Raw genomic sequence first — 21,862 nt, forward strand, 5'->3', positions numbered from 1 at the left:
CCAGTTCAGTGATGCCAGTTCAGTGACGCCTGCGATGCCCCCTCCCCAGGGGAAATCGCATGCAAAAAAGAGGGCCTACGATAACACAGCGTCCGCGAGGCAGCAGCGGTGCACATGGCGCATATGGAAGGGAGGTGAGATGAGTATTCGCGATTGGCCGGCGACAGAGCGGCCGCGGGAGAAACTTTTGGAATGGGGCGCGGCGAGTCTGTCGGATGCCGAGCTGCTGGCGATCTTCCTGCGTACTGGGGTTTCCGGCAGGAGCGCGGTGGACCTGGCGCGCCATCTGTTGGCGCAATTCGGCGGCTTGCGCCCGCTGCTGGAGGCCAGTCAGGCGCTGTTCAACCAGCAACTGGGGTTGGGGCCGGCAAAGTTTGCGCAGTTGCAGGCTGTGCTGGAAATGGCCAAGCGGCACATGGCCGAGCGCCTGCGACATGACTCGGTGCTGGAGAGTCCGATGGCCGTGCGCGACTATCTGAAGGCCATGCTGCGCCATGAGCCCCATGAGATCTTCGGCTGCCTGTTTCTTGATTCAAGGCATAGGGTGCTGGGTTTCGAGGCGTTGTCACAAGGCACCATTGATGCCGCGATGGTTTACCCCCGGCAAGTGGTCAAGCGCGCGTTGGCCTACAACGCGGCGGCGCTGATCCTGTGTCATAACCATCCTTCCGGCAGCCTTGAGCCGAGCGCAGCTGATCGAAAGTTGACCAAGTTGCTGCAGAAAGCCCTGGAGGTGGTGGATGTGCGGGTGCTGGATCACATCATCGTCGGGGACGGCGACCCGTTGTCGATGGCGGAGTACGGTTGGATGTAGGAGAGGCAGCTGCAAGCCTGAAGACGGGCTTGCAGCTTGCAGCTTAGGGCTTGATGCTGACTTTCGAGAAATCTTGGCGCCCGAACGGGCTTACCTGGTAGCCCTCGACGTTCTTGCGGGCCAGGGCAAACGCCGTTGGGTGCGCAAGCGGCAGCCACAGCGCCTGCTGCTGGATCTGCGCCTGGGCCTGCTGGTACAGCTTGCTGCGCACGCCTTGCTCGCTGGTGGTCTTGCCGGCGCTGATCAGCTTGTCCAGCGCAGGGTCGCAGTAGCGGGCGAAGTTGGTGCCGGACTTCACCGCCGCGCAGGAGAACTGCGGGGTCAGGAAGTTATCCGGGTCGCCATTGTCGCCGGCCCAGCCCATGAACAGCAGGTCGTGTTCACCGGCTTTGGCGCGGCGAATCAGCTCGCCCCATTCGATCACGCGGATCTCGGCCTGGATGCCGACCTTGGCCAGGTCAGCCTGCAGCAGCTGTGCGCCGAGGTTCGGGTTTGGGTTTAGCAGGCTGCCGGTAGGGCGGGTCCAAATGGTGGTCTTGAAACCGTCCTTGAGGGCGGCACGGTCCAGCAGCGCCTTGGCCTTGGCGAGGTCCTGTGGATAACCAGGCAGGTCCTTGGCATAGCTCCAGGTGTTGGGCGGGTAAGGGCCATTGGCGGCTTCGGCGGTGCCTTCAAACACGGCCTTGAGATAGCTGCCCTTGTCGAACGCCAGGTTGATCGCCTGGCGTACTTCCGGCTTGTCCAGGGGCGGGTGCTGGCTATTGATGGCGACGAAGGCGGTCATGAACGCCGCGGTTTTCTCCACCTTGAGCGCCGGGTCTTTTTCGGCCTCGCCCACGTCCAGCGGCTTGGGCGACAGGGCGATCTGGCATTCGTCGCGGTGCAACTTCTGCAGGCGCACGTTGGCGTCCGGGGTAATGGCGAAGATCAGGTTATCCACCGCCGGTTTGCCGGCGAAGTAGTCTGGGTTGGCCTTGTAGCGCACCACGGCATCTTTCTGGAAACGGCTGAAGATGAACGGCCCGGTGCCGATCGGCTGGCTGTTGAGCTTCTCTGGCGTGCCGGCCTTGAGCAGCTTGTCGGCATATTCCGCCGGGTAGATAGAGGCAAAGCCCATGCTCAGCGCGGCGAGGAACGTGGAGTCGGCATGGTCCAGGGTGAAGCGCACGGTCAGTGGGTCAAGTGCGTCGATTTTCTTCACCAGCGTCGGCAGCTGCAGTGACTGGGCGTGGGGGAAGCCGCTCTGGGCGATCTTGTGCCATGGGTTAGCCGGGTCGAGCATGCGCTCGAAGCTGAAGCGCACGTCTTCGGCGGTCAGGGTGCGGCTTGGGGTGAAGTACTCGGTGCGATGGAATTTCACCTGCGGGTGTAGCTTGAAGGTATAGGTCAGGCCATCCGGCGAGACTTCCCAACTGTCCGCCAGGCTTGGCACCAGCTTACCGTTGGCTGCGTCGTAGTCCACCAGGCGGTTCATCAGCACGTCGGCCGAGGCGTTGGTGGTGGTCAGCGAGTTGTATTGCACCACATCGAACCCCTCGGGGCTGGCCTCGGTGCACACGCTCAAGGTGCTGGCGGCTGAGGCCAGCGGGGCGATAAATAGAGGGGCTAGCAATAGCGGTAGGGCAGCGAGGCGCATGTTCGGTTTCCTTTGCAGATCGAAGGCCCATCTGCGAGTGCAGTCTGGAAAAGTCCTACCGTAGTGGTCTGATAGGTAAATGACTAGCCCATTTTTGCCTGTGCTTTTCCTGCAAATGCTGTTTTGATGGCACCTCAGCGCGTTTCGTCGTGCACTTCACCGTGCTTGCGTGCGCTGTAAATCATTCTGTGCGACGAGCGGTCGGCTGTGACAGCGGCCCCTCCTGGCAACGGTTCAGGCGTCTGCCGCCAAGATTTACGCCAGTAAAAACACACGGGCTGTTGTTGCACTGGGGTCTTTCTGGTATAAAGCAGCGCTCTTTTCTAGGGGCCCGGTTCCTTCGCTTGTAGGTGTAGCCGGTAAGACCCTAAAGAAACGCGGCGCCTGGCGCCAAATGACTGAGAGATTAAGCGGCCAACCCATGCCGGGTTGGGCATGTGGTTTTAGAGGGCTGAGGCATGTCGAGAGTCTGTCAAGTTACCGGTAAGGGTCCGGTGACTGGGAATAACATTTCCCACGCAAATAACAAAACCCGTCGTCGTTTCCTGCCGAACCTGCAGCATCACCGCTTCTGGGTTGAAGAAGAGAAACGTTTCGTCCGTCTGCGCGTATCTGCCAAAGGCATGCGCATCATCGACAAGCGTGGCATCACTGTCGTGCTGGCTGAATTGCGCCGCGCTGGCACAATCTAAGGAGCTATATCATGCGTGAATTGATTCGAATGATCTCTAGCGCCGGTACTGGTCACTTCTACACTACCGACAAGAACAAGCGTACTACCCCGGACAAGCTCGAAAAGAAAATGTTCGACCCGCGCGTTCGCAAGCACGTGATCTACAAAGAAGGCAAAATCAAGTAATTGATTTTCTTCCTTGTGAAAAAAAGCCCGTATCTCACGATCCGGGCTTTTTTTTGCCTGCGATTTGCTGATCAGGCTTTTTGTTCGAACACCACGTAGATCTTGCGGCAAGGCTCCAGCACTTCCCAAGTGCCGCTGAACCCGGCCGGGATCACGAAGCGGTCACCCGCGCGCAAGGTCTTGGCGTTGCCATCGTCATCACGCAGTACGGATACGCCCTGCACAATCTCGCAGTACTCATGCTCGGTGTAATTGACCTTCCATTGCCCGACTTCACCTTCCCACACCCCTGCACTCATCTGGCCGCACGGGCTGTTGTAATGGTTGTAGAGGGTTTGCTCGGGATCGCCCTTGAGGATTTTCTCGGCGGCCGGACGGTAGCGGTCTGGGGCCGTGCTGGCTTGGCTGAAGTCGACGATGTCCTGGATGCTCATGTGCGTGTCCCGTCTGGCCTGCGGTTGGAGAGTCCAAAGTCTATGTTTATTAAAATGAACATCGCAAGGGCGTTTGCTGGCGTTATGTCAAATATATTGAAACATCCCCAGCCGCTGGTTTAGGGTGGCAGCTGCCTTGAGCCGAACAGCTGGCTGACCGGGCAAGCATTCTTTGAGGTTGCCGGGGCACATCGCCTGGCCCTTGTATTCAATAAGAGGAGGACACTCGCATGACCACCCTGACCCGTGCCGACTGGGAGCAACGCGCCAAGGATCTTAAGATCGAAGGCCGCGCCTACATCAATGGCGAATACACCGCCGCTGTTTCCGGTGACACCTTCGAATGCATCAGCCCGGTCGATGGTCGCCTCCTGGCCACTGTTGCCAGCTGTGATGTCGCCGATGCCCAGCGCGCCGTGGAAAACGCTCGCGCCACGTTCAATTCCGGTGTGTGGTCGCGCCTGGCGCCGGCCAAGCGCAAATCCGCCATGATCCGTTTCGCCGCGTTGCTCAAGGCCAATGCCGAAGAGCTGGCGCTGCTCGAGACCCTGGACATGGGCAAGCCGATCAGCGACTCCCTGAACATCGACGTACCCGGCGCGGCGAATGCCCTGAGCTGGAGCGGCGAAGCCATCGACAAAATCTACGACGAAGTCGCCGCAACCCCACACGACCAACTGGGCCTGGTGACCCGTGAGCCGGTTGGCGTTGTCGGCGCCATCGTGCCGTGGAACTTCCCACTGATGATGGCCTGCTGGAAGCTCGGCCCGGCGCTGTCCACCGGTAACTCCGTGATCCTCAAGCCGTCCGAGAAGTCCCCGCTGACGGCCATCCGCATCGCAGCCCTGGCCGTTGAAGCCGGTATTCCAAAAGGCGTGTTCAACGTGCTGCCGGGCTACGGCCACACCGTCGGCAACGCGCTGGCGCTGCACATGGACGTCGATACCCTGGTGTTCACCGGTTCCACCAAGATCGCCAAGCAACTGTTGATCCGCTCCGGCGAATCGAACATGAAGCGTGTATGGCTGGAAGCGGGCGGTAAGAGCCCGAACATCGTGTTTGCCGATGCGCCGGACCTGCAAGCCGCGGCCGAATCCGCAGCCGGTGCCATTGCCTTTAACCAGGGCGAAGTCTGCACCGCAGGTTCGCGCCTGCTGGTGGAACGCTCTATCAAGGACACATTCCTGCCGCTGGTGATCGAGGCCCTCAAGGGCTGGAAACCAGGCAACCCGCTTGACCCGGCCACCAACGTGGGTGCGCTGGTGGACACCCAGCAGATGAACACCGTGCTTTCGTACATCGAAGCTGGCCATGCCGATGGCGCCAAGCTGGTGGCGGGTGGCAAGCGCACCCTGGAAGAAACGGGCGGCACCTACGTCGAGCCGACGATTTTCGACGGTGTGACCAACGCGATGAAGATCGCCCAGGAAGAGATCTTTGGTCCAGTCCTGTCGGTAATCACCTTCGACAGCGCCGAGGAAGCGGTCGCCATCGCCAACGACACTCAATACGGCCTGGCCGCGGCGGTGTGGACGGCGGATATCTCGAAGGCGCACCTGACCGCCAAGGCCCTGCGCGCCGGTAGCGTGTGGGTCAACCAGTATGACGGCGGCGACATGACTGCGCCGTTTGGTGGTTTCAAGCAGTCGGGTAACGGTCGCGACAAGTCGCTGCATGCGTTCGATAAGTACACCGAGCTGAAGGCGACCTGGATCAAGCTCTAAGCAACACCGCTGGTCCCTGTAGGAGCGAGCTTGTGTGGGAGCTGGCTGGCCTGCGATAGCATCACCGAGGTGTGCCTGACACGCTGAGGTGCCTGCATCGCGGGCAAGCCCGCTCCTACCGTTCGTTTTGCAACCCGGAAAAATTATCCACAGGAGCGTGGACATGCGTTGGGCGACTTATTTCGCCGTCCTGGCTTCAGTGCTCAGCGTCGGTCTGGCCCTGGGCGTCAGCATGCCGCTGGTGTCCCTGCGTCTCGAAAGCTGGGGTTACGGCAGTTTCGCCATCGGCGTAATGGCGGCGATGCCGGCCTTTGGTGTACTGCTCGGTGCGAAGATTTCCAGTCGCCTGGCTTCATGGCTCGGCACGGCCAACCTCATGCGCCTGTGCCTGTGGGCGGGCGCGGTGTCCATCGGCTTGCTGGCGGTCCTGCCCAATTACCCGGTGTGGTTGGTGCTGCGGCTGATGATCGGGGTGATCCTCACCATTGTGTTTATCCTCGGCGAAAGCTGGATCAACCAGTTGGTCGTGGAGCAGTGGCGCGGTCGGCTGGTGGCGCTCTACGGCTGCAGTTATGCCTTGAGCCAGCTATCGGGCCCATTGCTGTTGGGCTTGATCGGCACCGACCATGACTACGGCTTCTGGGTGGGCGTGGGCCTGTTGGTGATGGCGCCGCTGCTGTTGCTGGGCCGTTCCGGTGCGCCAACCGCCGAGTCCTTCAGCGTGACGTTCGCGCAACTGTGGCGCTTCTGCCTGAGCCTGCCCGCGATTGCCTGGGCGGTGGCGTTGTTTGCCGCATTCGAGGCGATGATCCTGACGCTGCTGCCGGTGTACTGCCTGCAACAGGGTTTCACCGCCGAGATTGCCCTGGCCATGGTCAGCACGGTCGTGGTCGGTGATGCGCTGCTGCAACTGCCCATTGGTGCGCTGGCCGACTACCTGCCGCGGCGCACGTTATTCCTGAGTTGTGCTGTGTTGTTGCTGGCATCGAGCCTGGCGATCCCGCTGCTGATGCACACGCTGTTGATCTGGCCGGTATGGGTCGTGTTCGGCGCGAGTGCCGGTGGCTTATTTACCCTGTCGTTGATCCTGATCGGCGAGCGTTACCGCGACGATGCGCTGGTTCGCGCCAACGCCCACGTGGCGCAGTTGTGGGGTATCGGTTGCCTGATCGGCCCGCTGGTAGCCGGCGCCGGCAGCCAGTGGATCAGCGGGCATGCACTGCCGTTGCTGATGGCTGCCGGTGCCCTGGGCCTGGTGCTGTTGTTGCTGCGCCAGGGGGCGTTTGGCGCAGCACAGCCGGCCTGACCCGCACATGCATTTCACTGTGGGAGCCAGCTCCCACGGTTGACCTGTGTGGTTTTCAGAGCATGCGTTCCAGGCCGACGGAGGTGGCGAACCAGGCATTGAACCGTCGCCACCAACTGCCCGGCTCGCGGGTCAGGGTGTGCAACTGGCCGTTATCTTCGGTCACCCACACGATTTGGCCGTCCTGCAGTTTCGCCTCGTAGCTCAGGGCCGGCGCCATGCCTTGCAGGGCCAGGTTGCGCACGTGCTCCGCCAGCTCCGGGCTGTCGACCAGCACACCGACTTCGGTGTTCCACAGCACCGAGCGTGGGTCGAAGTTGAACGAGCCGATAAACGACTTTTCCCGGTCAAAGATCATTGCCTTGCTATGCAAGCTGGAGTCCGAGCCGCGGAAGGTGCCGCGCCGGAACAGGTGTGGCCCGCTGCCTGCGCCGGGGTCGCCTGGTTGGCGGCGCAATTCGTAGAGCTTGACCCCGTGTTCCAGCAGCGCCTTGCGGTAGGGTGCATAACCACCGTGCACGGCAGGGACGTCAGTGGCTTCGAGGGAGTTGGTCAGCAGGCTCACCGCCACACCGGCATCGGCGCGCCCGGTCAGGTACACCAGCCCCGGTTGCCCTGGCACGAAGTAGGCCGAGATCATCATCAGCTCATGGGTGACGCCCTCCAGCTCCGGCGCCAGTTGGGTCGTGAGCAGCAGCCGAGGGTCGGGGTCGGACTTGGCCAGTACCTTGCTCGGCGCATCCCACAGCGCTTGGTTCCAGGCCCAGATCAGCTCGCGGCGCCAGGTGTCCATGCGTGGTTGGGTCTGGTAGGTGCGCAAGCGGTTGTAAAGCGCGTGATTCTGCTGGCGCGATTCGGCCAGCGACGCTTCCAGGCGCATGCGCGCAGCGGCCAGGTCGCCTTTGGATGGCATATCGGAGACGAAGTCATCGATGGGCTTGCTCAGTGCGCTGTTCCAGTACTGGTCGAAACTGTGTCCCAGTTGCTCGGCCACCGGCCCCACGCTGAGCATGTCGATATCGGTGAAGTTCAGGTTGGGCTCGGCATCGAAATACTCATCCCCCAGGTTGCGCCCGCCGACGATGGCCACGCTGTTGTCCGCCAGCCACAGCTTGTTGTGCATGCGCCGATGTTGCAGCGACAGGTTGAACAGTCGCCCCATGGCGCGCGTGACGCCTCTGCTGCGCCCCAGGTGCAAGGGGTTGAACAGGCGTATCTCGATCTTGGGGTGGGCGGCAAGGGTAGCGATGATCTGGTCGAGGCCGTCGCTGGTGGTGTCGTCCAGCAGGATGCGTACCCGCACGCCACGGTCGGCAGCCTTGAGCAGTTCGTCCACCAGCATACGGGTGCTGATGCCGTCGTGCACGATGTAGTACTGGAGGTCGAGGCTGGTCTGGGCGTTGCGGATCAATTCGGCGCGGGCCATGAACGCTTCGCTGCTGTTGGGCAGGAGGCGGAAACCCGAACGCCCCTGGTACGGCGCGGCCTGGGCCTGGATCGAACGACCGAACGACGACTGTGCGGCGGGGAGGGCGTCACTGGGGATGCGCGGTGCGCTGACAGTGGCACAGCCACCCAGGGCCAGGGCTCCCAACAGGAAAAACGGTAATAGCCGTTGAGTCATCAAGGGAGTGGCTTCCAGATGGGGGCGTTTGTCGGCATATGACGGCAATTTCCCGCGAAAGGTCAGTCGGCCGCCTCAGCGAGCATCTTGCTCGCCGCTGCGCCGACCTTGCGCACGGCTTCTTCAATCTGCGCGGTTGGCTTGGCAGCGTAGTTCATGCGCAGGCAGTTCCGGTACTTGCCCGAGGCTGAAAAGATGCTGCCTACCGCCACCTGTACGCCTTGCTCTATCAACACGCGGTTGAGCTTGAGCGTATCAAAGCCTTCGGGCAGCTCGATCCACAGCATGAAACTGCCCTGGGGCCGGCTGGCGCGGGTGCCTGCCGGGAAGTAGCGGCTGACCCAGTCCAGCATCAAGTCGCGATTGCGCTGGTATTGCGTGCGCATCCGTCGCAAGTGGGGTTCGAAGTGACCGCCTTTGAGGAACTCGGCAATCGCGATCTGCGGCTGCGTGGCGGTAGAGCCGGTGCTGATGTATTTCATATGCAGCACCCGTTCCAGATAGCGGCCAGGCGCAACCCAGCCGATGCGCAATCCGGGGGCCAGGGTTTTCGAGAACGAGCTGCACAGCAATACTCGGCCATCTTCGTCGAAGGACTTGATAGTGCGCGGGCGCGGGTAGCTGTAGGCCAGTTCGCCATACACGTCGTCTTCGATGATTGCCACGTCAAAGCGCTGGGCCAGGGTCAGCAGCGCTCGTTTGCGGGCCTCCGGCATGATGTAGCCCAGGGGGTTGTTGCAGTTGGGTGTCAGCTGGATGACCTTGATCGGCCACTGTTCCAAGGCCAGTTCCAGGGCTTCGAGACTGATGCCGGTGATCGGGTCGGTAGGGATTTCCAGGGCCTTCATGCCCAGGCCCTTGAGGGTCTGCATGGCGCCGTGAAAGCTTGGCGAATCCACCGCGACGATATCTCCCGGCTCACAAATGGCATGGATGCTGGCGGACAGCGCCTCATGACAGCCGGTAGTGATCACGATGTCCTCGGCTGTCAGCTGGCAGCCGGAATCCAATGACAGGCGCGCGATCTGCTCGCGCAATTCCATACAGCCGAGAATATTGTCGTAATACAGGCCGGGCAGGTCTTGACGGCGGCTCACGCGGGCGAGGCTACGCAGCAACGGCTTTATCGTGGGCGACAACACATCCGGCATACCGCGGCCCATCTGTATGACATCTTTGCGCGGCACTGCGCGTATCAACTCCAGCACCTGGTCCCACTGGGAAATTTCAACCGGTCGTTGGGCCGGGCGGCCGACTTCGGGCAGGGCCGGCAGCTCACGGCCGACCGGGACGAAGTAGCCGGATTTCGGCTTGGGCATCGCCAGGCCGTTGTCTTCCAGCAAGCGATAGGCCTGCTGCACAGTGCTCAGGCTGACCCCATGTTCCACGCTCAACGCCCGTACAGAGGGCAAACGATCGCCGGGGCGATAGAAGCCCTGTTCGATACGCGTGCCCAGCAACTCGGCGAGATTCACATAAAGAGTCATGGCGGTCGCTCCCAGGGGACCAGTACAGATAAGGAGAAAATACAGGATTCAGCCCTTCAGTGGCAGTATCTGTATGGATTTAATAAAGGTCGGTTGAATCTGTAATGGTTTTGGCCGCACGCCCATGCTTGGCACTCAAGGCAACCATGCCAATGAGGGGCAGCAAAATGAACGGTATGAGCGATGTGCGGCTGACGTTACACAGTCAGGAATTGGAGGCCGAGCAAGTACGGGCGACGGCGCCACGCGACATCAGCCGCTGGAGCCTGTTCTGGCGGCGGCTTCACACGCGCAAGGCGTTATTGCAGCTGACCCGCGAGCAACTGCGTGATGTTGGGCTGACCGCTGAACAGGCGCGCCAGGAAGGTCTGAAGCCGTTCTGGCGCGATTGATCAGACCAGCTCTTTGAGTCGGTGCCAGAGCATCCCCAATGCCAACAGCGGTGAGCGCAGATGCTTGCCGCCTGGGAACGTGATATGCGGCACCTGGGCGAACAGGTCGAAACGCCCCTGTTGCTGGCCACTGATGGCTTCGGCCAGCAGCTTGCCCGCCAGGTGCGTGGCGTTGAGACCATGGCCGGCGTAGGCCTGGGCGTAATACACGTTGGGTTGGTCGGCCAGGCGACCGATCTGCGGCAAGCGATTGGCACCGATGCCGATCATGCCGCCCCATTGGTAGTCGATGTTCACATCCGCCAGTTGCGGGAATACCTGCAACATTTTCGGACGCATATAGGCGCCGATGTCCTTGGGGTCGCGACCCGAATAATGGCAGGCACCGCCGAACAGCAGGCGCCGGTCGGCGGAAAGCCGGAAGTAGTCCACTGTGACACGCTGGTCGCACACTGCCATGTTCTGCGGCAGCAGGTTGGCGGCCTGGGCTTCGCTCAAGGGCTCAGTGGCGATGATATAGCTGCCGGCGGGGAGCACTTTGCCGCTCAGGTGCGGGTTGAGGCCATTGAGGTAGGCATTGCAGGCCAGTACCAGGGTCTTGGCGCGTACGTTGCCCTTGGCGGTGTGCACGTTGACTTCGGGGCCGTAGTCGATGCGCGTGACTTCAGACTGTTCGAACAGTTTCACGCCCAATTGCTGCGCGGCGGTGGCTTCGCCGAGGGCCAGGTTGAGCGGGTGCAGGTGGCCGGAGCCCATGTCGATCATGCCGCCCACGTAGCGCGAGGAGCCGATCACGCTGCCCATTTCGCTGGCCTGCAGCAGACGCACTTCATGGCGGTAACCGAGGCTGCGCAGTTCTTCGGCGTCTTCGGCCAGGCCTTGCAGGTCGCGCGGTTTGTTGGCGAGGTCGCAATAACCCCAGGTCAGGTCGCAGGGGATCTGGAAGCGTTCGACGCGCTCACGCACAATCTCCACGGCTTCCAGGCCCATCAGTTTCATCTGGCGTACACCCTCGGTGCCGATCACATTGGCAAACTGGTCCAGGCCATGGCCGACGCCGCGAATCAACTGGCCGCCGTTACGCCCGCTGGCGCCCCAGGCGATCTTGCGCGCTTCCAGCAGCACCACGCTGAAACCGCGTTCGGCCAGCTCCAATGCCGTGTTCAGCCCGGAAAAACCGCCTCCCACCACGCACACATCCGCCGTCATTTCGCCCGTCAACATCGGGTAATCGGGTTGGGGTACGCTGCTGGCGGCGTAGTAGGACGGGGTGTGCCGGGCGCTGGCGGTCATGGGGAGCATCCCTGTTTGGAAAATTTGACGCAGGATACAGCGGTCGGACGAAGCTGTCTGCGCAGGGCGTTTTGCGGCAGAATCCACGCCTATTCGCCGTTCGGTATGTGTTTCGATGAGTTGCAACAGTCAGAAGATCAGCGCACTGCGCAGGCAGATTCCATCGTTCGAGTGCGTCCCTGGATGCCACGATTGCTGTGGTCCGGTGACCACCTCGCCCGAAGAAATGTCGCGCCTGCCGCGCAAGACCGCTGCCGAGCAAGATGCGGCCATGGATGAGCTGAATTGCGTGCACCTGGGGCCGATGGGTTGCACGGTGTATGACGAACGCCCGCTGATCTGCAGGCTGTTCGGCACCACCAAGACCTTGCCGTGCCCCAATGGGCGCAGGCCTGTCGAGCTGATTCACCCACGGGTGGAAAAACAGATCCACGAATACATGGCCAGCACCCGGCAGGTGCTGGTCTAGCGAACGTACGCGGTCAACAATGTGGGGCTGGCCTGCCTGCAATTGTGGCGTGCCAGTCGAAACAGAGGCTGGCTGATGTAACACCATCGCAGGCAAGCCAGCTCCCACAGTTGACCGTGTTGCGCTAGTCAATCCGGGATCGGCAGGTTCAGGCTCTCCTTCACCTCTTCCATCACGATATAACTCTTCGACTCGCGCACATGGGGCAGCTTGAGCAGGATATCGCCAAGCAATTTGCGGTACGACGCCATCTCGGAAATCCGCGCCTTCACCAAGTAGTCGAAATCACCCGACACCAAGTGGCACTCCAGCACATGGGGCAGTTTCAGCACCGCGCGGCGGAATTCCTCGAACGTGTCGCCGGATTTGTAATCGAGGCTGATCTCGACAAATACCAGCAAACTGCCCTTCAAATGCTGGGGATTGAGGCGTGCGTTATAGCCCATGATGATCCCTTCGCGCTCCAGCCGGCGGACCCGCTCAGTGCACGGCGTTGTCGACAGCCCAACCTTCTCTCCCAACTCCGTGAACGAAATGCGCCCATCGGTTTGCAGGATTCGCAGGATGTTGCGGTCGATCTTGTCCAGCTCCCGCTTGGTCTGGGTGTTGGTACGCATAGGGGATACGCCTCTGTGAAAAGGTTTTTTGCCGAGAATTGTCGCCAAATATAGGCAGTTATATAGTGAAATGCACTGGCAATTGTTTTTTACACTGCGCTCATCATTGCTCGAACAACACACGTCAGCGGCCATGCCCGCGATGAGGATATAAAAATGCGCGTTCTGGTCTTGGGTAGCGGCGTCATTGGTGTGACCAGTGCCTACTATTTGGCTCGGGCCGGCTTTGAAGTCGTCGTGGTCGACCGTCAGCCTGCTGCCGCCATGGAGACCAGTTTCGCCAACGCCGGCCAGGTGTCCCCGGGCTATGCCTCGCCCTGGGCGGCGCCGGGCGTGCCGCTCAAGGCCATCAAGTGGCTGCTGCAACGTCATGCGCCGCTGGCGATCAAGGCCACCGCCGATATCGATCAGTACCTGTGGATGGCGCAGATGCTGCGCAACTGCACCGCCAGCCGCTATGCAGTGAACAAGGAGCGCATGGTGCGCCTGTCCGAGTACAGCCGCGACTGCCTCGACGAACTGCGCGCCGAGACCGGCATTGCCTACGAAGGCCGCAGCCTCGGTACGACGCAACTGTTCCGCACCCAGGCACAGCTTGATGGCGCTGCCAAGGACATCGCCGTGTTGAAGGAGTCTGGCGTGCCGTTCGAGCTGCTCGACCGCGCCGGTATTGCCCGGGTTGAGCCGGCCCTGGCCAGCGTCACCGATATCCTTGCCGGTGCCCTGCGCCTGCCTAACGACCAGACCGGTGACTGCCAGATGTTCACCACTCGCCTGGCCGACATGTGCAAGCAGTTGGGCGTGGAGTTCCGCTTCGAACAAGACATCCAGCGCCTCGACTACGCCGGTGACCGCATCAACGGCGTATGGATCGATGGCAAGCTGGAAACCGCCGACCGCTACGTGCTGGCCCTGGGCAGCTACTCGCCGAAGTTGCTCAAGCCGCTGGGGATCAAGGCACCGGTGTACCCGCTCAAGGGTTACTCGCTGACCGTGCCGATCACCAACCCGGCGATGGCGCCGACTTCGACCATTCTCGACGAAACCTACAAGGTCGCGATCACGCGTTTCGACAACCGCATCCGCGTTGGCGGTATGGCTGAAATAGCCGGTTTTGACCTGTCGCTGAACCCGCGCCGACGCGAAACCCTGGAGATGATCGTCAACGACCTTTATCCTCAGGGGGGCGATCTGACCGAAGCCAGTTTCTGGACCGGCCTGCGTCCGACCACACCCGACGGCACGCCGATTGTCGGTGCCACCCCATTCAAGAACCTGTTCCTGAATACGGGCCACGGCACCCTTGGTTGGACCATGGCCTGTGGCTCCGGGCGTTTGCTCGCCGACCTGATGGCGAAGAAAACCCCGCAGATCAGTGCTGAGGGCCTCGATATTTCCCGTTATGGCAACCACCAGGAGTCCGCAAAACATGTCAATCCAGCGCCAGCTCACCAATGAGCGCATGAGCCAGATTGTTGTCCACAGCGGTACCGTGTACCTGGCCGGGCAAGTCGGCGACGACATGAACGCCGGGATTGAGCAGCAAACCCGTGAAACCCTGGCCAATATCGAGCGCTTGCTGGACCTGGCCGGCACCGACAAGACCAAACTGCTGTCGGTGACGATCTACATGAAAGACATCGACGCGGATTTCGCCGGCATGAACGCGGTGTGGGACAAGTGGCTGCCCAAGGGCGTTGCTCCGGCCCGTGCCACGGTTGAAGCCAAGCTGTGCGAACCGCAGATCCTGGTAGAGCTGTCCGTCGTGGCGGCACTGCCTTAAACAACGATCCCTCTCCCGGTACCGAAGCTGTCGGTCGGTACCGGTTTTTTCTTCACTTGCCGCCTAGAAGCCTGCCGCCATGCGTCCTGCCCGTGCCCTGATCGACCTCCAAGCCCTGCGCCATAACTATCAATTGGCCCGTGAAGTCACGGGGGCCAAGGCCCTTGCCGTGGTCAAGGCCGATGCCTATGGCCATGGCGCCGTGCGCGTGGCCCAGGCGCTGGAAGCCGAGGCGGACGGGTTTGCCGTGGCCTGCATCGAAGAAGCCCTGGAACTGCGTGCCGCCGGGATTCGCGCGCCGGTGCTGCTGCTGGAAGGCTTTTTCGAGGCCGACGAGCTGCCGCTGATCATCGAGCATGATTTCTGGTGCGTGGTGCATTCGCTGTGGCAACTGGAGGCTATCGAGCAGGCCGCCTTGAACACGCCGCTGACCATCTGGCTCAAGCTTGACTCGGGCATGCACCGTGTTGGCCTGCATCCCAAGGATTATCAGGAGGCCTATCAGCGCCTGCTGGCCAGCGGCAAAGTGGCCAAGATCGTGCTGATGAGCCACTTTGCGCGCGCCGATGAACTTGACTGCGTGCGCAGTAATGAACAGGTGGCGGTGTTCGACGCCGCGCGCCAGGGCTTGTCGGCCGAGGTCAGCCTGCGCAACTCACCGTCGGTGATGGGCTGGCCGGAGGTGTCCAGCGATTGGGTGCGCCCCGGCATCATGCTCTACGGCGCTACGCCCTTTGGCGAAGACCAGGCCGTGGCCTCGCGTTTGCAGCCGGTGATGACCCTGGAGTCCAAGGTTATCTGCGTACGTGAACTGCCGGCCGGTGAGCCGGTGGGCTATGGGGCCAAGTTCATCACGCCAAAACCCATGCGGATCGGCGTAGTCGCCATGGGTTATGCCGATGGTTACCCGCGCCACGCACCGACGGGCACACCGGTGCTGGTCGCCGGGCAACGCAGCCAATTGCTGGGTCGCGTGTCCATGGACATGCTGTGCATCGACCTGACGGACGTGCCTCAGGCCGGTCTCGGTTCCACGGTGGAGCTGTGGGGCAAGAACATCCTCGCGAGTGAAGTCGCGGTGGCTGCCGAGACCATTCCCTATCAGTTGTTCTGCAACCTGCGCCGCGTGCCAAGGCTCTATTCCGGGGCTTGACCGGCAGGTACGAACGCAAGCGCCCGGGATTTAGGCCCAAGTGTTGTAAATACTGAACGCTGTCGCCATGATAACGCTCAATTACAACAAAGCCTGAATCCTAGGAGGCTCCTGCATTGGACGTCGGCGAACGACTGCAATCCATCCGTAAACTGAAGGGTCTTTCCCAGCGCGAGCTCGCCAAGCGCGCGGGTGTCACCAACAGCACCATTTCGATGATCGAAAAAAACAGTGTCAGCCCCTCGATCAGCTCCTTGCGCAAGGTGCTGGGCGGCATCCCCATGTCGATGGTCGAGTTCTTTTCCGAGGAAATCCTCCAGGAAATACCGACGCAGATCGTCTATAAAGCCAATGAGCTCATCGACATCTCTGACGGCGCCGTCACCATGAAACTGGTAGGCCGCGCACACCCCAGCCGGGCGATTGCGTTCCTCAACGAAATCTACCCACCGGGCGCCGACACGGGCGAAGAAATGCTCACCCACGAAGGCGAGGAAACCGGGATTCTGGTGGAGGGTCGCCTGGAGTTGGTGGTCGGTCTTGAAACTTTTGTGCTCGAAGCTGGCGATAGCTACTACTTTGAAAGCACCAAGCCCCACCGTTTTCGCAACCCGTTCGACGTGCCGGCGCGACTAATCAGCGCAGCCACACCCGCGAACTTTTAACAGAAGAGGCGTCCTGCCAGCGTTGCAGAGACACCCGCAGCAGTATCCGTGAGGCCGAATCTCCCTTTATTTAATAGGGTTGTTTCGGCCGGGCGGGCTAACCGTTATACTTTCGCCGCCTGCGAAACCGTGGCCGCAGGCGTGAATAGCCACCATTGAGGGTGAACGCGTGAACCTAATTATGAAAATGCTGGCTGCACCAGCAACCGTACTGGCCCTATGGGCTGTCAGCGCTCAAGCTGCGACCAATGATGAGATTGCCAAGCGCCTGGAGCCTGTCGGCCAGGTTTGCGTCCAGGGCCAGGAATGCAAAGGCATGGAAGTGGCGGTAGCCGCAGGCGGCGGCGCTGCGAAAACGCCGGATGAGATCATCGCCAAGCACTGCAACGCTTGCCATGGCACCGGCCTGCTGGGCGCGCCGAAAATCGGCGACACCGCCGCCTGGAAAGAGCGTGCTGACCACCAGGGCGGCCTCGATGGCATCCTGGCCAAGGCGATTACGGGTATCAATGCCATGCCGCCAAAAGGCACTTGCTCTGACTGCTCGGACGATGACCTGAAAGGGGCCATCAAGAAGATGTCCGGCCTCTAATCAGCCGATCTTCGCCAAAAATGCCGCTTACGAGCGGCTTTTTTGTGCCCGCTATTTACGCCTCAAGGCTATTCTTTGCAGCAAAGACCCGGCAAGCTCGGTCCAACCCCTAATCATGGAATGTTCAGGAGGGTCGGATGGTGCAGTTGTGTTCAATCGAGCAAGCAGTTGACGATGTACTGGAGCGGTTGCCGGCGCATATCCACATGGGCATGCCACTTGGCCTGGGCAAGCCGAACCTGTTCGCTAACGCGCTGTATCGGCGGATCGCCAAGATGCCCGAGCGGGCGCTGACGATCTATACCGCGTTGAGCCTGGGCCGCCCGAAGATGGGCGATGGCTTGCAGAAGCGCTTTCTCGAACCGTTTATCGAGCGAGTGTTTGGCGATTACCCCGAGCTGGACTTCCTCGCCGACCTGCACAAGGACAGCCTGCCGAAAAACATCCACGTGCAGCAGTTCTTCATGCAGCCCGGCAGCCTGCTCCACAGCGAGTCGGCCCAGCAGGACTACGTCAGCAGCAACTACAGCCACGCCGCCCGCGACATCAACGCCGCAGGCCTGAACCTGGTGGCGCAATTGGTCGCCAGCAGCTCCGAACATCCTGATCGGCTGAGCTTGAGTTGCAACCCGGACATTACCCTCGACCTGCTGCCTATGATCGCCAAGCGCCGTGAGGCCGGTGAAACCGTACTGGTCGTGGGTCAGGTTCACAGCGATTTGCCCTACATGCCCGGCGACGCCGAACTGGGCATGGATGCCTTCGATTACCTGATCGATGAAAAAGACAGCACCACGCTGTTCTCAACGCCGAATATGCCGGTGGGTTTCCAGGACCACTTTATCGGCCTGCATGCCAGTACCCTGGTACGCGATGGCGGCACCTTGCAGATCGGCATCGGCTCGATGGGCGATGCACTGACGGCCGCACTGCTGGCGCGCCAGGCGGATAACGAAGCGTACCGACTGTTGCTGACAGACCTCGATGTGTATCAATGGGCGCCCTTGATCAGCCGAGAAGGCGGTGTCGATCCTTTCGCCCGTGGCCTCTACGGTTGCAGCGAAATGTTCGTCAACGGCCTGCTGGTGCTGGCGGACGCGGGGATTATCCGCCGCAAGGTCTACCCGGATGTGGCGACGCAGGAGCAGGCTAACGCCGGCACGCTCGACGATGCTGCGCAGCCCGACGGCATCTCGATCCACGGCGGGTTCTTCCTGGGCCCGAGAAGTTTTTACCAGCGCCTGCAGGAAATGACCCACGCCAAGCGCCTCGAATTCAATATGACCCGCATCAGCTACATCAACGAGCTGTACGGCCAGGAAGCACTCAAGCGCCTGCAGCGCCTGGATGCGCGGTTCATCAACAGCGCGATCATGGTGACCTTGCTGGGGGCGGGCGTGGCGGACCAGCTTGAAGGCGGGGGCGTGCTCAGCGGCGTGGGCGGGCAATACAATTTCGTTGCCCAAGGCCATGCCCTGGAAGGTGCTCGCTCGATCCTGATCTTGCGCAGCTGGCGCGAATCGGCGGGCGAGGTCAGTTCCAACATCGTGTGGGAATACGGCCACTGCACGATTCCTCGGCACCTGCGGGATATTGTCATCACCGAGTACGGCATTGCCGACTTGCGTGGGCAGACCGATGCCAAGGTGATCGAAGCGTTGCTCAATGTCACCGACTCACGCTTCCAGGATGACTTGATCGAGCAGGCGCAAAAGGCGGGCAAGTTGCCCAAGGATTTCAGGCTCGATCCGCGCTTTGCCGACAACACGCCGGAGCGGCTGCAGGCTATTCAAGGGCGCCATCGCCGGCTGTTCCCGGAATATCCGCTGGGCAGCGACTTCACGGATGAGGAGCGGGACTTGCTGCGGGCGCTGAACTGGCTCAAGAGTAAATTCAAGCTCACGGAGATTCTGGAGTTGGGCAAGGCGGCGCTGGATGCGCCGGAGCCGCAGGCGTATACCAAGCATCTTGAGCGGATGCGGTTGGATAACCCGCAGGGTTTGAAAGAAGACCTCTATCAGCGCCTGCTGCTCGCCGGCCTCCAGGCCACCGCGCACTAAAAACACCCCAAAACCAATGTGGGAGCGGGCTTGCCTGCGATGAGGGCCTGACCGGCGACATCTCTGTCGCCTGACACTCCGCTGTCGCAGGCAAGCTCGCTCCCACCTGTTGGATGGTGCCCGCCCCAAACAATCAGGGTGTTATCGATTACTCGATGAACGTGACCACACCACCGGCGAGGGATTTGACCCGCGCCAGGGATTCCACGCGGTATCCCTGTGCGTCCAGCTCGGCACGCCCGCCCTGGAACGACTTCTCGATGACGATCCCCAAGCCTGCCACGGTTGCGCCGGCCTGCTTGATGATCGAGATCAGCGCCTGGGACGCCTTGCCATTGGCCAGGAAGTCATCGATCACCAGCACGCGGTCGCTGCTGGTCAGGTGACGTGGGGAGATCGCGACAGTGCTTTCGACCTTCTTGGTGAAGGAATACACCGTTGCCGACAGCAGGTTTTCCGTCAAGGTCAGGGATTGCTGCTTGCGTGCGAAGATCACCGGTACGCCCAGGTTCAAGCCGGTCATGATCGCAGGGGCGATGCCCGAGGCTTCGATGGTGACGATCTTGGTGATGCCCGAGTCCTTGAACAATGCGGCGAATTCGTCGCCGATCAGCTTCATCAGTGCCGGGTCGATCTGGTGGTTCAGAAAGGCGTCGACCTTGAGTACCTGGTCGGAAAGCACGATGCCTTCTTCGCGAATTTTCTTATGCAGTGCTTCCACGGAAAGCTTCCTCTAATGGCGCGGTGCGCGCCGAAAGTAGATTAAAAAGTAGTCGATTCTAGCGCTTTAACATCGCGCGTATATCCGCCAAGGCGGTGTTGCCGCGAACGGCCTTCACCTCGGTCGGGGTGTCGTCATTGCCTTCCCAGGCCAGGTCGTCCGGCGGCAGTTCATCCAGGAACCGGCTGGGGGCACAATCGATGATTTCGCCGTATTGCTTGCGCTTGGCGGCGAAGGTGAAGGCCAGGGTCTGGCGCGCGCGGGTAATGCCCACGTAGGCCAGGCGGCGTTCCTCTTCGATGGTGTCGGCTTCAATGCTGGAGCGGTGCGGGAGGATTTCCTCTTCCATGCCCATGATGAACACGTAGGGGAATTCCAGGCCCTTGGAGGCATGCAAGGTCATCATCTGCACACCCTCGGCGCCGTCTTCTTCTTCCTGCTGGCGCTCGAGCATGTCGCGCAGCACCAGCTTGCCGATGGCATCTTCGACGGTCATCTCGCCGTCTTCGTCTTTTTCCAGGGTGTTCTTCAGCGCCTCGATCAGGAACCAGACGTTGCTCATGCGGTAGTCCGCAGCCTTGTCGCTGGAGCTGTTGGTGCGCAGCCAGTTTTCGTAGTCGATGTCCATGACCATGCTGCGCAGCGCGCTGATGGGGTCTTCGCCGGCGCACTGCTCGCGCACCTTGTCCATGAAGCGCTTGAAGCGCGACAGGCGATCGGTGAAGCGCGAGTCCAGGTGTTCGCCCAGGCCGATTTCATCGGTGGCGGCGTACATCGAGATCTTGCGTTCCGTGGCGTAGTTGCCGAGCTTTTCCAACGTGGTGGAGCCGATTTCGCGGCGCGGTACGTTGATCACGCGCAGGAAGGCGTTGTCGTCGTCCGGGTTCACGATCAGCCGGAAATACGCCATCAGGTCCTTGACTTCCTGGCGCCCGAAAAAGCTGTTGCCGCCCGACAGGCGATACGGCACCTGGTGATGTTGCAATTTCAGCTCGATCAGCTTGGCCTGGTAGTTGCCGCGGTACAGGATCGCAAAGTCGCTGTAGGGCCGGTCGGTGCGCAAGTGCAGGCTGAGGATTTCCACGGCCACGCGTTCGGCTTCGGCGTCTTCGTTGCGGCAGCGGATCACGCGGATCTCATCGCCATGGCCCATCTCGCTCCACAGTTGTTTTTCAAACTCGTGGGGGTTGTTCGAGATCAGTACGTTGGCGCACCGCAGGATGCGGCTGGTGGAGCGGTAGTTCTGCTCCAGCATCACCACTTTCAGGGACGGGTAGTCGTCCTTGAGCAGCATCAGGTTTTCCGGACGGGCGCCACGCCAGGCATAGATCGACTGGTCGTCGTCGCCTACCACGGTGAACTGGTTACGCTTGCCGATCAGCATTTTCACCAGCAGGTATTGGCTGGCGTTGGTGTCCTGGTATTCGTCCACCAGCAGGTAGCGCACCTTGTTCTGCCATTTTTCGAGGATGTCGGCGTGTTCCTCGAACAGCTTCACCGGCAGCAGGATCAGGTCGTCGAAGTCCACCGCGTTGAACGCCTTGAGCGTGCGCTGATAGTGGGTGTAGACGATGGCGGCGGTCTGTTCCTTGGGGTTGCGTGCGTTTTCCAGGGCTTGGGCGGGCAGGATCAGGTCGTTTTTCCAGGCGCCGATCATGTTCTTGATCTCATCCACGCCGTCGTCGCCTGCGTATTCCTTTTGCATGATGTCGGTCATCAGCGACTTCACGTCGGCCTCGTCGAAGATCGAGAAGCCCGGCTTGTAGCCCAGCCGCACATGTTCCTTGCGGATGATGTTCAGCCCCAGGTTGTGGAAGGTGCACACCGTGAGGCCACGGCCTTCGCCACCCTTGAGCAGGGTACCGACGCGCTCTTTCATTTCCCGCGCCGCCTTGTTGGTAAACGTCATGGCGACAATGTACTGGGCGCGAATGCCGCAATGCTGGATCAGGTGTGCGATCTTGCGGGTGATCACACTGGTCTTGCCGGAGCCTGCACCGGCGAGCACCAATAGAGGGCCGCCGACGTAGTTCACGGCTTCTTGCTGCCGGGGATTGAGTCGGGACATACGGAATTCAGGGAGTCGTTATTCAAAAGGGCGGGCATTTTAACAGGCTGGCAGGATTCTGCCCTGTCAGAACGACAGTGTGACGTACCACTCGATCTAAATTTGCCGGTTTTGATACTTTGCCGCAGGATGTCGGGGTTGTTTGAGACTAATGTTTACAGTTCG

General features: G+C 61.0%; 21 protein-coding genes. 13 read left to right on the forward strand and 8 right to left on the reverse strand.

The window, feature by feature from the left end:
• Nucleotides 1-139 precede the first annotated feature (139 nt).
• A complete protein-coding gene (gene radC / locus CQ002_RS01365; protein ID WP_034110278.1) occupies nucleotides 140-814 on the forward strand; it encodes a DNA repair protein RadC in 675 nt (224 codons plus the stop codon).
• A 43-nt stretch (nucleotides 815-857) separates the two neighbouring features.
• Here the strand turns inward: radC and CQ002_RS01370 are convergent, their stop codons facing one another.
• Nucleotides 858-2,450: an ABC transporter substrate-binding protein gene (locus CQ002_RS01370; RefSeq protein WP_105163053.1), complete on the reverse strand. Its 1,593-nt coding sequence runs from the start codon at nucleotides 2,448-2,450 to the stop codon at nucleotides 858-860.
• A 458-nt stretch (nucleotides 2,451-2,908) separates the two neighbouring features.
• On the opposite strand from CQ002_RS01370, the gene rpmB reads away from it, so the two are divergent.
• Entirely contained in the window at nucleotides 2,909-3,142 is a 234-nt protein-coding gene (gene rpmB, locus CQ002_RS01375) for a 50S ribosomal protein L28 (RefSeq protein WP_010207494.1), read from the forward strand.
• A gap of 11 nt (nucleotides 3,143-3,153) precedes the next feature.
• Nucleotides 3,154-3,309, forward strand: a complete 156-nt coding sequence (gene rpmG, locus CQ002_RS01380; RefSeq protein WP_003176906.1) for a 50S ribosomal protein L33 — start codon at nucleotides 3,154-3,156, stop codon at nucleotides 3,307-3,309.
• Nucleotides 3,310-3,380: 71 nt separating this feature from the next.
• Here rpmG and CQ002_RS01385 read toward each other — a convergent pair whose 3' ends face one another.
• On the reverse strand, nucleotides 3,381-3,743 hold the full coding sequence (locus CQ002_RS01385) for a cupin domain-containing protein (RefSeq protein ID WP_034110275.1): 363 nt from the start codon (nucleotides 3,741-3,743) through the stop codon (nucleotides 3,381-3,383).
• Between the two features lie 230 nt (nucleotides 3,744-3,973).
• Here CQ002_RS01385 and CQ002_RS01390 point away from each other — a divergent pair, with 230 nt between their 5' ends.
• A complete protein-coding gene (locus tag CQ002_RS01390) occupies nucleotides 3,974-5,467 on the forward strand; it encodes an aldehyde dehydrogenase (RefSeq protein ID WP_034110273.1) in 1,494 nt (497 codons plus the stop codon).
• Nucleotides 5,468-5,630: 163 nt separating this feature from the next.
• On the forward strand, nucleotides 5,631-6,773 hold the full coding sequence (locus CQ002_RS01395) for an MFS transporter (RefSeq protein ID WP_034110271.1): 1,143 nt from the start codon (nucleotides 5,631-5,633) through the stop codon (nucleotides 6,771-6,773).
• Nucleotides 6,774-6,828: 55 nt separating this feature from the next.
• Here the strand turns inward: CQ002_RS01395 and CQ002_RS01400 are convergent, their stop codons facing one another.
• Together CQ002_RS01400 and CQ002_RS01405 are read right to left on the reverse strand one after the other, a co-directional pair.
• Nucleotides 6,829-8,397 (reverse strand): phospholipase D family protein, encoded by a 1,569-nt coding sequence (locus CQ002_RS01400; protein ID WP_105163052.1) that lies wholly within the window; start codon nucleotides 8,395-8,397, stop codon nucleotides 6,829-6,831.
• A 62-nt stretch (nucleotides 8,398-8,459) separates the two neighbouring features.
• Nucleotides 8,460-9,884: a PLP-dependent aminotransferase family protein gene (locus tag CQ002_RS01405; protein WP_105163051.1), complete on the reverse strand. Its 1,425-nt coding sequence runs from the start codon at nucleotides 9,882-9,884 to the stop codon at nucleotides 8,460-8,462.
• A 167-nt stretch (nucleotides 9,885-10,051) separates the two neighbouring features.
• Here CQ002_RS01405 and CQ002_RS01410 point away from each other — a divergent pair, with 167 nt between their 5' ends.
• The gene (locus tag CQ002_RS01410) at nucleotides 10,052-10,276 is read left to right on the forward strand and encodes a DUF1127 domain-containing protein (RefSeq protein WP_034110266.1); all 225 of its coding nucleotides are present in this window, start codon (nucleotides 10,052-10,054) and stop codon (nucleotides 10,274-10,276) included.
• Here the strand turns inward: CQ002_RS01410 and CQ002_RS01415 are convergent, their stop codons facing one another.
• The gene (locus tag CQ002_RS01415) at nucleotides 10,277-11,569 is read right to left on the reverse strand and encodes an FAD-binding oxidoreductase (RefSeq protein ID WP_069078560.1); all 1,293 of its coding nucleotides are present in this window, start codon (nucleotides 11,567-11,569) and stop codon (nucleotides 10,277-10,279) included. It abuts the gene before it with no gap.
• Between the two features lie 115 nt (nucleotides 11,570-11,684).
• Between CQ002_RS01415 and CQ002_RS01420 the strand changes: the two genes are divergently transcribed.
• Nucleotides 11,685-12,038: a YkgJ family cysteine cluster protein gene (locus CQ002_RS01420; protein ID WP_034110263.1), complete on the forward strand. Its 354-nt coding sequence runs from the start codon at nucleotides 11,685-11,687 to the stop codon at nucleotides 12,036-12,038.
• A 128-nt stretch (nucleotides 12,039-12,166) separates the two neighbouring features.
• Here CQ002_RS01420 and CQ002_RS01425 read toward each other — a convergent pair whose 3' ends face one another.
• Complete coding sequence (locus CQ002_RS01425; RefSeq protein WP_003176896.1) at nucleotides 12,167-12,655, reverse strand: Lrp/AsnC ligand binding domain-containing protein; 489 nt, start codon at nucleotides 12,653-12,655, stop codon at nucleotides 12,167-12,169.
• Nucleotides 12,656-12,811: 156 nt separating this feature from the next.
• On the opposite strand from CQ002_RS01425, the gene dadA reads away from it, so the two are divergent.
• From dadA to CQ002_RS01455, 6 genes are all read left to right on the forward strand, one after another.
• Nucleotides 12,812-14,113: a D-amino acid dehydrogenase gene (gene dadA / locus CQ002_RS01430; protein ID WP_034110261.1), complete on the forward strand. Its 1,302-nt coding sequence runs from the start codon at nucleotides 12,812-12,814 to the stop codon at nucleotides 14,111-14,113.
• Nucleotides 14,085-14,438, forward strand: a complete 354-nt coding sequence (locus CQ002_RS01435; protein ID WP_105163050.1) for a RidA family protein — start codon at nucleotides 14,085-14,087, stop codon at nucleotides 14,436-14,438. Before dadA ends, CQ002_RS01435 begins: the two co-directional genes overlap by 29 nt.
• Before the next feature lie 79 nt (nucleotides 14,439-14,517).
• Nucleotides 14,518-15,591: an alanine racemase gene (gene alr / locus CQ002_RS01440; protein WP_105163049.1), complete on the forward strand. Its 1,074-nt coding sequence runs from the start codon at nucleotides 14,518-14,520 to the stop codon at nucleotides 15,589-15,591.
• 116 nt (nucleotides 15,592-15,707) lie between these two features.
• A complete protein-coding gene (locus CQ002_RS01445; protein ID WP_003176893.1) occupies nucleotides 15,708-16,256 on the forward strand; it encodes a cupin domain-containing protein in 549 nt (182 codons plus the stop codon).
• A 181-nt stretch (nucleotides 16,257-16,437) separates the two neighbouring features.
• The gene (locus tag CQ002_RS01450; RefSeq protein ID WP_069078558.1) at nucleotides 16,438-16,848 is read left to right on the forward strand and encodes a cytochrome c5 family protein; all 411 of its coding nucleotides are present in this window, start codon (nucleotides 16,438-16,440) and stop codon (nucleotides 16,846-16,848) included.
• A 137-nt stretch (nucleotides 16,849-16,985) separates the two neighbouring features.
• Complete coding sequence (locus CQ002_RS01455; RefSeq protein ID WP_105163048.1) at nucleotides 16,986-18,908, forward strand: acetyl-CoA hydrolase/transferase C-terminal domain-containing protein; 1,923 nt, start codon at nucleotides 16,986-16,988, stop codon at nucleotides 18,906-18,908.
• A gap of 148 nt (nucleotides 18,909-19,056) precedes the next feature.
• On the opposite strand, the gene CQ002_RS01460 is transcribed toward CQ002_RS01455, so the two are convergent.
• Nucleotides 19,057-19,629, reverse strand: a complete 573-nt coding sequence (locus CQ002_RS01460) for a xanthine phosphoribosyltransferase (protein ID WP_010207474.1) — start codon at nucleotides 19,627-19,629, stop codon at nucleotides 19,057-19,059.
• Between the two features lie 58 nt (nucleotides 19,630-19,687).
• Complete coding sequence (rep, locus tag CQ002_RS01465) at nucleotides 19,688-21,697, reverse strand: DNA helicase Rep (protein WP_034110251.1); 2,010 nt, start codon at nucleotides 21,695-21,697, stop codon at nucleotides 19,688-19,690.
• Between the last annotated feature and the right edge of the window lie 165 nt (nucleotides 21,698-21,862).

This window comes from Pseudomonas sp. MYb13, from assembly GCF_002980075.1.
Classification (GTDB): domain Bacteria; phylum Pseudomonadota; class Gammaproteobacteria; order Pseudomonadales; family Pseudomonadaceae; genus Aquipseudomonas; species Aquipseudomonas lurida.

Excerpts from the sequence above, each read along its gene's own strand:
- CQ002_RS01415 (WP_069078560.1), bottom strand. The coding sequence starts at position 11,569 with ATGACCGCCAGCGCCCGGCACACCCCGTCCTACTACGCCGCCAGCAGC.
- radC (WP_034110278.1), top strand. The coding sequence starts at position 140 with ATGAGTATTCGCGATTGGCCGGCGACAGAGCGGCCGCGGGAGAAACTT.
- CQ002_RS01410 (WP_034110266.1), top strand. The coding sequence starts at position 10,052 with ATGAACGGTATGAGCGATGTGCGGCTGACGTTACACAGTCAGGAATTG.
- CQ002_RS01405 (WP_105163051.1), bottom strand. The coding sequence starts at position 9,884 with ATGACTCTTTATGTGAATCTCGCCGAGTTGCTGGGCACGCGTATCGAA.
- rep (WP_034110251.1), bottom strand. The coding sequence starts at position 21,697 with ATGTCCCGACTCAATCCCCGGCAGCAAGAAGCCGTGAACTACGTCGGC.
- alr (WP_105163049.1), top strand. The coding sequence starts at position 14,518 with ATGCGTCCTGCCCGTGCCCTGATCGACCTCCAAGCCCTGCGCCATAAC.
- CQ002_RS01435 (WP_105163050.1), top strand. The coding sequence starts at position 14,085 with ATGTCAATCCAGCGCCAGCTCACCAATGAGCGCATGAGCCAGATTGTT.
- CQ002_RS01450 (WP_069078558.1), top strand. The coding sequence starts at position 16,438 with ATGAAAATGCTGGCTGCACCAGCAACCGTACTGGCCCTATGGGCTGTC.
- rpmB (WP_010207494.1), top strand. The coding sequence starts at position 2,909 with ATGTCGAGAGTCTGTCAAGTTACCGGTAAGGGTCCGGTGACTGGGAAT.
- CQ002_RS01390 (WP_034110273.1), top strand. The coding sequence starts at position 3,974 with ATGACCACCCTGACCCGTGCCGACTGGGAGCAACGCGCCAAGGATCTT.
- CQ002_RS01395 (WP_034110271.1), top strand. The coding sequence starts at position 5,631 with ATGCGTTGGGCGACTTATTTCGCCGTCCTGGCTTCAGTGCTCAGCGTC.
- CQ002_RS01420 (WP_034110263.1), top strand. The coding sequence starts at position 11,685 with ATGAGTTGCAACAGTCAGAAGATCAGCGCACTGCGCAGGCAGATTCCA.
- dadA (WP_034110261.1), top strand. The coding sequence starts at position 12,812 with ATGCGCGTTCTGGTCTTGGGTAGCGGCGTCATTGGTGTGACCAGTGCC.
- CQ002_RS01385 (WP_034110275.1), bottom strand. The coding sequence starts at position 3,743 with ATGAGCATCCAGGACATCGTCGACTTCAGCCAAGCCAGCACGGCCCCA.
- CQ002_RS01400 (WP_105163052.1), bottom strand. The coding sequence starts at position 8,397 with ATGACTCAACGGCTATTACCGTTTTTCCTGTTGGGAGCCCTGGCCCTG.
- CQ002_RS01370 (WP_105163053.1), bottom strand. The coding sequence starts at position 2,450 with ATGCGCCTCGCTGCCCTACCGCTATTGCTAGCCCCTCTATTTATCGCC.
- CQ002_RS01425 (WP_003176896.1), bottom strand. The coding sequence starts at position 12,655 with ATGCGTACCAACACCCAGACCAAGCGGGAGCTGGACAAGATCGACCGC.
- CQ002_RS01455 (WP_105163048.1), top strand. The coding sequence starts at position 16,986 with ATGGTGCAGTTGTGTTCAATCGAGCAAGCAGTTGACGATGTACTGGAG.
- rpmG (WP_003176906.1), top strand. The coding sequence starts at position 3,154 with ATGCGTGAATTGATTCGAATGATCTCTAGCGCCGGTACTGGTCACTTC.